Annotated in this window: 7 protein-coding genes; 2 read left to right on the top strand and 5 right to left on the bottom strand. The window is 61.9% G+C overall.

Annotated elements, in window-relative coordinates:
* The coding region (locus VJZ71_21505) for an IS5/IS1182 family transposase (protein HKQ50662.1) at window positions 1-131 on the top strand (131 nt) is incomplete at its 5' end.
* Between the two features lie 401 nt (window positions 132-532).
* Here the strand turns inward: VJZ71_21505 and VJZ71_21500 are convergent.
* The 5 genes from VJZ71_21500 to fusA all read right to left on the bottom strand — a co-directional run bounded on the left by VJZ71_21500 (window position 533) and on the right by fusA (window position 6249).
* Entirely contained in the window at window positions 533-1369 is an 837-nt protein-coding gene (locus tag VJZ71_21500) for a hypothetical protein (protein ID HKQ50661.1), read from the bottom strand.
* A gap of 711 nt (window positions 1370-2080) precedes the next feature.
* Window positions 2081-2506, bottom strand: coding sequence for a hypothetical protein (locus VJZ71_21495; protein HKQ50660.1), 426 nt, complete (start codon window positions 2504-2506; stop codon window positions 2081-2083).
* A 39-nt stretch (window positions 2507-2545) separates the two neighbouring features.
* Window positions 2546-3247, bottom strand: a complete 702-nt coding sequence (locus tag VJZ71_21490; protein HKQ50659.1) for a DNA alkylation repair protein — start codon at window positions 3245-3247, stop codon at window positions 2546-2548.
* 96 nt (window positions 3248-3343) lie between these two features.
* Complete coding sequence (locus tag VJZ71_21485; GenBank protein HKQ50658.1) at window positions 3344-4060, bottom strand: Clp protease N-terminal domain-containing protein; 717 nt, start codon at window positions 4058-4060, stop codon at window positions 3344-3346.
* Window positions 4061-4161: 101 nt separating this feature from the next.
* On the bottom strand, window positions 4162-6249 hold the full coding sequence (fusA, locus tag VJZ71_21480; protein ID HKQ50657.1) for an elongation factor G: 2088 nt from the start codon (window positions 6247-6249) through the stop codon (window positions 4162-4164).
* A gap of 341 nt (window positions 6250-6590) precedes the next feature.
* Between fusA and VJZ71_21475 the strand changes: the two genes are divergently transcribed.
* Complete coding sequence (locus tag VJZ71_21475) at window positions 6591-9353, top strand: diguanylate cyclase (GenBank protein ID HKQ50656.1); 2763 nt, start codon at window positions 6591-6593, stop codon at window positions 9351-9353.
* The last annotated feature ends 23 nt before the right edge of the window (window positions 9354-9376 follow it).

Here is a 9376-nt window from a genome sequence, read left to right as displayed (position 1 = left end):
CGATCAGTTGGCTGCGCCAATTCCGACGCCTTCGAATTCGCTATGATCGTCGCGCTGACATCCATACGGCATTTCTCACACTGGGCTGCGCCTTGATCTGTTGGCGACGATTAAAGAATGGGTACTTTTAGGGACTCTTAGGCTGACAAAGTTGAATTTCTCTAATTCTCGACGCATGAGCGTGGAATCTCCGATCCCACAAGCCATTAGCAATGAGCCTAATGCCGTGAGCTGCAGGAGGCGGCGGGTTCTCCGCCACTATTGTCCTCTGCCACGTATCCTCATAGACCTATTCTTGCTCAGCGCTCCCTGTAAAAAAATGGATTTCGGTCCCTTTCCATCAGGGATAACCATAATGACGCAGGCCAGAGTCCGACCAGCATCCGTCTGCCCGTGTGCATAATAGACCGGAATGGGCCCCGTGAGATTTCGCGCGCTGTACCAACAGATGCGGCCAGATCAGTTCATTGATCTTCACCCGAACAATCGCCCCCGCCGACTCGCGCATCTTCCATCGACAACGGCCAGACGCTCACGGCACCAGGCACGCGTCCGACCTGCTGCCCAGGTTGCACCACTCGGGCGTCGGGGCAGCGATGCCGGGGTCGACCAGGCCGCCATCCTCGTGGACGGTGTAGATGTTGTCGTAGTAGGAATCGAGCGAGGGATCGGTCATGCCGAAGAGACCGACGGCCGGGCTGGCTTCGAGATCCACGTGCGAGTCCTGATAGAGTACGTTCTGACCATCCCTGCGATGCTTGTGATTGTCGGAATTGCCCGCCTTTTTCGACAGGCGATCCTGGAGAAGGTCGGACTGGACGCCGCCCTTGATGTACGGATTCGCATCGGCCATTAAAGGGAAAGTCGGCTCGGACGAGGTCCCAATGATCGGCCGGTTGGGGTCGTGCTGATATTGATAAGCGTAGCTGAGGTTCTTCGGGCCAAGAAAATCATAATAGTCCTGCACGAACGGCGGCGCCGGGTCGGGCTCGTCCGCCGTGAACGGGCAGATGAAAGTCTCAGGTGCCACATTCATGATGCGAACGAGCGCCCACATATCGACGGTGGGCGAGGGGATACCGGTGGTGGAGGGCTCGGCGACGCGGTCGAGCGGATCGAAGATCTGCATCAGGCCGTCGTTTTCGGTGCGGACGAGGGCGAGGGCGGGGAAGACCCCGGGATCATCCTGGGCGTAGATGTACATGGCCTGTCCGATGCCCCGCAGGTGGGCGGCGCATTGGGTGACCAACTCGCCGGGGTGCCCGTGCGGGTGGGCAAACAGGCCGGGGGTGAGCACGGCGAGCAGGGTGCAGGCGACCAATGCCAGGGCGAGCAATTCGATGGGCTGGAGCTTGAGAGAATTCTTCATTGTTGGTGCTCCTTACTATTGGCGAGATAATTACGCGACGCTAATCATAACGACGCGAGTTGGAGGAATCCAGACGCCGCCGCGATGGGCTCGCAAGATTGTTGCACTGAAAGGGAGTTTTGAGACAGTTTTGGAATTGCCGCGATCGCGAATGATGGACCTCATCTTGATCATTGTGATCACTCTGAACTGCGAGATCCTCGCTTGATCCGGTCCAATGCAGACTCAAACTCGGATCGAAGACAACGAAGATCTGACGCGGAAAGGTTGTCGCGTGGTCGTAGTGCGCGGATCAGCCGCCGTGCGGCAATCAACTGACTCTTCTTCACGCAGAAGGATTGATCTTGGAGAATCTGGAGGGCGTGACACTGCACTTCGTAATTGTCATTGAGAACCAGATCGACCAGAGCATCAGAGTCTTCGGAACAATCGAACCATTGAAGCGATCGGACAAGTATCCCGCGATGGTTTCGATTTGACCGCTTCCGTATTGAACGCCAAAGCGTCGCCTTGGCTTCTTCTATGAAGTCCTGCAGTTCAAGGGCCGCCTGATATCGCTCTGCCGGCACGGCTGACCGGAGCCTGTCGACAAGTTGGATGTGAAACGCGACCCATTTGGTGGGTGCGACGCGGCGCATATTTTTCGATGCCCTCTTGGCCATTGCGTTCACTCAGCGACGACGATGACCTCGACGCCCGTTACAAAAAACCTCATAGTAATGAACTCAAGCAGGCGAAAAGTACGCCGAGGACCACGCCGCTGCCGATGGCAACTCCGAACAAGGTTGACGCCTGATTTGTTGCGCTGAAAATCAGCATCGCGAGAAGAGCAATCACAACGCCGGTAACGACACCCCCGGTCAAACCTGCAGTAATGGTGGACGACAATGATGTGCTGCCGACCTTCACAACCATTGTGTTTTCGCCGGTCTTGTAAAGAATACGAGCGAACAACTGTCCGGCGCAAAACCCGATGACTCCGCCAGCGATGAGCGACCCCGCAGAAACCAACCAACTCTTCTTGATGAGCCAAAGAATCCACGCGCCGCTAACCGCGCCGGTCGCAACTGCTACCGAAATAGCGAGTCCGGCAAGCTCGACTACTCGTTCACCGGGATTGAGACCTTGAGGTGGCATTACGTGCGATAGGGGTCAAATGCGTTTTTGCCGCGGCCTTCACCCCTGCCGTTTCACCATCTCGTTGATCGCGATTGGCGCATACGGCGGCGTGCAGCCCTTCGACACCGGCCAATCCTTGTACAGGCCGAGCCTCTCGCCAATGGCGATCGCGCGCTTGCGGTGCGCGGCGTGGTGGATGCCGATGGCCATGAGCGTGTTGTTCATCGTCCACTGCACTTCCGGCTTGGCCTTGGGCATCTCCTTCTCGATGCGAACCAGCAGCGCCGGCAAGTCAAGTCCTTTAGCATCCTTGCCCCCCTTGTTGATCCGACTCGCGGTGAGGTTCCAGCCCGCGCGGGCCGCCCACCCATCCTTATCCTCCATCCACTTGATGCGAAGCGTCTCCTTGTCGGCAAAGCACTGTTCCTTGACGATGTACGCGTTGAACCAGTCCGCCACCCATGCGAACCTGGCCGTGCGGACCAATTTGTCCAGTTCCTTCGCCGAGAGTTCCTTCGGCTTCATGATGAGGATCGCCAGCAGTTGCGCATCGATGTTGCCGGTCTTCCAGAGTTCCAGCGCCAGCGCGTGATCGGTCTTGATCTTCTTCGCCAGCGTGCGAATATCGCCCATCGCGCAGCCGAACTGCTTGAACTTAGGCGCGCCCGCGGGGTTTCCGGGCCAGGGCTTGGCGTTGTGTGCCCGCCGCCCCTCATCGCCCATCGATTCGAGTTTCGCCAGCGCTTCCTTGAGATTCATGGCACGGATTGTACCAAAGCGCGACGTGGGCCGTCACTAAGCGGGAGGATTCCCTTTCCACGGCCGGTGCCGCACGGGCCAAAGGCCCATGCTCCGCTACAGCGCCGCGGCGCGGGTGATGCGGTCGCGGACCCAGTCTACCGTCACTCCCTTTTCGGCGAGCATCTGGGCGACGAAGCTGTCGGGTTCGCGGAGGAGGGCGAGCAAGAGGTGCTCATCTTTGATCTCGCCGTGGCCGAGGCGGTTGGCGGAATCGACCGCGAGGATCAGGCGGTGCCAGAAGTTCGGCGAGCGGAAGGCCTTGGCGAGTTCCTGCTGGTGGACCCATTCCAGACCGTCGTGACCGGTGCCGGCGCGGGCGTGGTCTTCGCTGGTGCTGGAGCGCAGAAGGGTGAGGATTTCCTCGCGGAGGACTTCGAGTTTGACGCCGCGCTGGATGATGGACTGCGCGGCGGGGGTGCGGCCTTCACGGAGAATTCCCATCAGCAGGTGTTCGGTGCCGACGTAGCGATGGCCGAGCTTTCGGGCCTCGTCGATGGCGTACTGAATGACCTGGCGGGTGTCGGCGCTCTGGGCCATCTTGGTCTGCTGCAGTTCCCGCGTTCCGGGCTCGGACTTGCGATTCAGCTCGTCCTTGAGGGCTTCCGGATCAATGTCACGGTTGCGCAGGGCGACGATGGCCACGCCGGACCCGGCGGCCAGGATGCCGAGCAGGATGTGGAGGGGGGACAGGGATTCGTGATGAAGGCGGATGGCTTCCTGGTTGGCGAGGGCCAAAGCGCGGCGGGCGCGGTCGCTGAAACGTTCGTGCATGGGGGCAATCCTCCGGATTGAATCAAGAATGGCGAATAGCGAATAGCGAAAGAAGAGCGGCGTCTGGTATTCCGTTTTCGCTATTCTCTATTCCGAATTCGCTATTTTTTCTTCTTCGCCGCCGCCTCGACGATTTCCACCTGGATCGCGGCGGGGACGCGCTTGTACTTCAGGAACTCCATCGTAAAGCTGGCCTTGCCCTGCGAAAAGGAGCGGACATCCGTGGCATAGCCGAACATGCGGGCCAAGGGCACTTCAGCGTCGATGACAGTCAGGGGGCCGCGGGCCTCCGAGCCCATGACCAGTCCGCGTCGGGCGGAGAGGTCGCCAATGATGGGGCCCTGGAATTCTGCGGGGGTTTCGACCTGGACCTTCATGATCGGCTCGAGGAGGATCGGCTTGCTGTTCAGAAAAGCCTCGCGAAAGGCATCGCGGGCGCAGATCTGGAAGGCCATGTCGGACGAGTCCACGTCGTGCGAAGAACCGTCCTCCAAAATCATCTTCACGCCGGTAATCGGATAACCGGCGAGCGGCCCCTTGTTGAGCATGGAGTGAAAGCCCTTGTCCACGGACGGGATGTACTCGGTCGGGATGCGGCCGCCGAAGACCTTGTTCTCGAACTCGTAGCCGCTCTCATGGTCCTCGGGCAGTTGCTCCAGACGGCCGACGACATGGGCGTACTGGCCGGCGCCGCCGGTCTGCTTCTTGTGCTTGTAATTGTATTCGACGCCCCGTGACGGAGCTTCGCGGTAACTGACCTTGGGCTGGCCGACGGTCAACTCGACCTTATATTCGCGGCGGATGCGTTCGCAGTAGATATCGAGGTGCAACTCGCCCATGCCGGAGATCAGCGTGTCGCCGGTTTCCGGATCGGACGAAACGTGGAAGGTCGGGTCTTCCTTTGAGAAGCGCGAGAGGGCCTTGGAGAACTTGTCGCGGTCGGCGGTCTTGGCGGGGCTGATGGCCAGCGAGATCACGGGATCCATGATGTGCATGGATTCCAGGCTGTAGTTGGCGTCTTCGCCGCAGAAGGTGTCGCCGGAGACGCAATCGAGACCGACGACGGCGACGATGTCGCCCGCCGCGGCGGAGTCGATGTCTTCGCGTTCGTCGGCGTGCATGCGGACGATACGGCTGAAGCGCTGGGGCTTGCGGGTGCGGGAGCAGATGTAGCGTTCGCCGCGATGCATCTTGCCCTGATAGACGCGCATGAAGGTAAGCTGGCCGAAGGTTTCGTCGACCAGCTTAAACGCCAGGGACACCAGGGGAGCGTCAGGATTGGCCTCGAGGGGCACTTCGGCCTCATCGTTGTCAAGATCGAGGGCGAAGATCTCCCGATCCAGCGGCGACGGCAGATACCGAACGATCGCGTCGAGCAGAAGCTGGACGCCCTTGTTCTTGTAAGCCGAGCCCATGAGGACCGGGGCGAACTGACCGGCGATCGTTCCGCGGCGGACGATAGCGTGGATCAACTCCTCGGGGACCGGCTTCTCTTCGAGCATGATGGAGAGAAGCTCGTCGTCGTAGAGGCTGAGGGCATCGAGCATTCCGGTGCGGGCGCTGACGGCATCGTCTTTCATCGCCGCGGGGATGTCTTCCCAGCGGATCTTCTCGCCGTTGGCGCCGTCGAAGTAGGCGGCCTTCATGCGGATCAGGTCGATGATGCCTTCCAGGGCGTTGCCCAGTCCGATGGGCAATTGCAGTTGGACGGTGCGGAGGTCGAGTTTTTCTTCGAGACCCTTGACGACGTTGACAGGGTCGGCGCCCTGGCGATCGAGCTTGTTGATGAAGCAGATGCGGGGCACCTGATAGCGCTTCATCTGGCGATCGACGGTGATGGATTGCGACTGCACGCCGGCGACGCCGCAGAGAACGAGAATCGCGCCGTCCAGGACGCGTAGCGAGCGTTCGACTTCGACGGTGAAGTCGACGTGGCCGGGGGTGTCGATGACGTTGATCAGAGCGTCGTCCCAGCCGACCTGGGTGGCGGCGGAGGTGATGGTGATGCCGCGTTCGCGCTCGAGGTCCATGTGGTCCATGGTGGCGCCGTCGCCGCCGCCTTTGACCTCTTCGATCTTGTGGATACGGCCGGCGTAAAAGAGCATTCGCTCCGTCAACGTGGTCTTGCCGGAGTCGATATGGGCGGAGATGCCCACGTTTCGCAATCGGGATAGCGGCGACGCGCTCATCGGATCATTCTCTTCCTGGCACCTGGTTTGCGTGGCGGTACGCATGATCGAAACACTCCATGATACTTTCGCGGGCAGCGCCCATCGGCTCGGTCGGGACCTCGTTAATGGACATCCGCACAGCCTGCCTTGCGGCGGGCGTCAGCGATCCCAAATCTCCGAGGGAGAGCGTTCTGGGGACATGCCCGTGAGGAGTACGCCGAGCCCTGTAGTGTATCGGACCCCCGAGTGGGGGTCAAGAGAAAAAAGGAGCCGCCGGCCGGGCCGGGAACCCCAAGTCCAGCGTCCGATAGGCTGGTCGGGGTTGGCCACAAGCGATTCTGCATTGGATATTTGACGAAATGAGACATACGGCCTTGTGCGTCGCGGCGGGGAGCGTCCGCCGGGTTCAAGGTCTGGGGGGCCCTCGTTTGACGATCCGCGCCAAACTCTTCTGCGCGTTTTGCAGCATCCCGACGCTGGGTCTGGCGGTCGGGCTCGGCCTGTATTTTTACCGCGAAGCCGTGGACCCTGCATGGACGGCGGCGGCCCTGCTGACGACCTATGTGCTGCTCGGCGGCTACGTCATCCGCGCCGTCACGCGTCCGCTGACGATCGTCAAGGATCAGACGGCGGCCGCGGCGCGCGGCGGGCCCGGTCGCCGCGTCCATTTTCGCGGCCACCACGAACTCGTGGAATTGTCGGTGGAGATCAACCGTGTGATCGGCCGGGCCGAGAGCGCGACGCGCCAGATCACGGATTTGCAGGAGACGATCAAAGATTACGAGCAGCAACTGGAACGCGAACGCTCGCTGCGGGAAGAGCAGGTGGCGAAGCGGTCCCGAGACCTGTTGGCCAAGAGCGAAATCGCGGCGAAAGATGAATTGACCGGGCTCGCCAACCGCCGCGAGGCCCTGGAACAGCTTCGCCAGTTGTGGACGGACAACAGCCTGCACAGCTCGAACCTGGCCTGCATCCTCGTCGATATCGACCATTTCAAAAGCTTCAACGACCGGTACGGCCACGCGACCGGCGACCTGGTGCTCAAGGAAGTCGCCGGCGTCATGCGGCAGAACGTGCGAATGTTCGATACGGTCTGCCGGGTGGGCGGCGAGGAGTTTCTGGTGTTGTGCCGCCAGGGCGGCGCCGAGGGGGCGGTGGCCTGCGCGGAGCATGTGCGCCGGGCCGTAGAAGGACACACCTTTGGAACGGCGCAGCGGCCGCTGCACGTGACCATCAGTCTGGGCGTGGCCGAGCGATCCGCGGAAATGGATACTCCCGCGGATTTGCTGCACGTGGCCGACGAGCGCCTTTACGACGCCAAGCGGACCGGCCGCAACCGCGTGGTCGCTTCGCCGGCCCCGCTGAAGAACGAGCCGACCGATCCGGCGGTCGCGCGCAAGGAAGCCAACCGGTTTCGAGGCGGGGCGGCGGACGGGGAAGACCGCACGAGAATCCGCGTGCTGATTGCGGACGAAGAGACAACTTCGCGCCACGAGTGGGTCGCGGAGCTGACGGGGCGGGGACTGGATGTGGTTCCGGCGGCGAATCGTGGGGAGGTCTTGTGCGCCGCGCGCGATGGCCGGTTTGATGTCATGGTTCTCAGCGCGTCGCTGGATGCGGCGAGCGACGACTCGACCGGGGCGGGTGGCTTGGCGCTGATTCGCGCGCTGCGCGCAAAAAAAGAGACGCGCGGCATCCCCGTGATACTGGTGACACGGCCCGACGCCCCCCCCGCGCATGACGCGATCGTTGAGGCGGGCGCGGACGATGTCATGCAGCGGCCGGGGGACGCCAAGCTTCTCGATCTGCGCATTCGATCCTGGGTGAGGCACCGGCACGAATTGCGTGAGTTAGCCACGCGTCTTGAGCCTCAGCACCCGGAGCAGAATCTCAGCGTCTCGAAGTTTTTCGCATATTCTCGAAGCCTCTCGCAGGCCCGCACGCTCGAGGACGTCCTGGATCGCACGCTCGCCATTGTGACGGATTTGACCCGTGCCCGCTCCGCGTGCGTGCTGCTGCCCGACCGGCTCATGACGCATCTGAGCGTTGCGCGATCGGTCGGATTGGACGCGGCGGCGGCCGGTACGGTTCAAATCCCGCTGACGAGCGACTCGACAACGAAGGCCTTTCAATGGCGCAAGGTGTCGATCGCGCGATGCGTGGAGGAGGCCCAGTCCGCGGGCGCCGGGTCGGTGGCCGCGCTGTTTTCCGAATGGCCCCTGGTTTTTTATCCCTTGAGCGTTCAGGCGCAGGCGCATGGGGTTGTCTGCGTCGGCGGACGGGATGGAGACCATCCCCTGACCCAGCAGGAACTGGAGTACCTTGGGCAGATCGCGACCATGGCGGCTTCCGCCGTGGCGGACCTGGCGAGCCGCAAGGCGAGCCGCGAGGCCCGCGACGCCGTCGTCGAGGCGCTGGGCACGCTGGCGGAGTATCGCGACGACAACACGGGGCAGCACCTGGTTCGCGTGACCCAGTATTCCTTGCTGCTCGCCGGCACGCTGCGCACGTTTGTGGAATTTCAAAACCAGATCGACGACCAATTCCTGAGCGACTTGATCCGGGCGGTGCCGCTTCACGACATCGGGAAGGTGGGGATTCCCGATCGCATCCTGCTCAAGAACCGGCGGCTGACGCCGGAAGAGATGGCAATCATGCGGAAGCACGTCGATATCGGCGTGGAGACGATCCAATCCGTGCGGAACCGGGTGCCGGGCGCGGACTACCTGGCCATGGCGCAAGACATCGCCGCGGGGCACCACGAATGGTACGACGGGACGGGCTATCCGAAGCGGCTCAAAGCCGGAAAAATCCCTTTGTCCGCGAGGATTGTGGCGCTGGCCGACGTGTACGACGCGCTGACGACGGAGCGGCCGTATAAGTCCGCGTATCGCCACGCCGACGCGGCGCAAATCATCTTTCAGAATTCGGGCAAACAGTTCGATCCGGCCGTCGTGGAGGCCTTTCGCAAACAAGAGGAGCAGTTTGCCAGCCTGGCCCAGACGCTCGGCGATCCGAAGCAACAGCCGTTTGCCGACCCGATGGAGGCCGGCGCCGAGGGCGAACTGGCGAGGATCGACGACGAGCGGGTTGAGGCGTACGAGTTGGCCCCGATGGAGTAACAGGAAATATCGACGAGCCGGGC

Source organism: Phycisphaerae bacterium (genome assembly GCA_035275405.1).
Taxonomy (GTDB): Bacteria; Planctomycetota; Phycisphaerae; order UBA1845; family UTPLA1; genus DATEMU01.
Note: the sequence above shows the minus strand (reverse complement) of the source record. Positions and strands in the feature narration are given on the sequence as shown.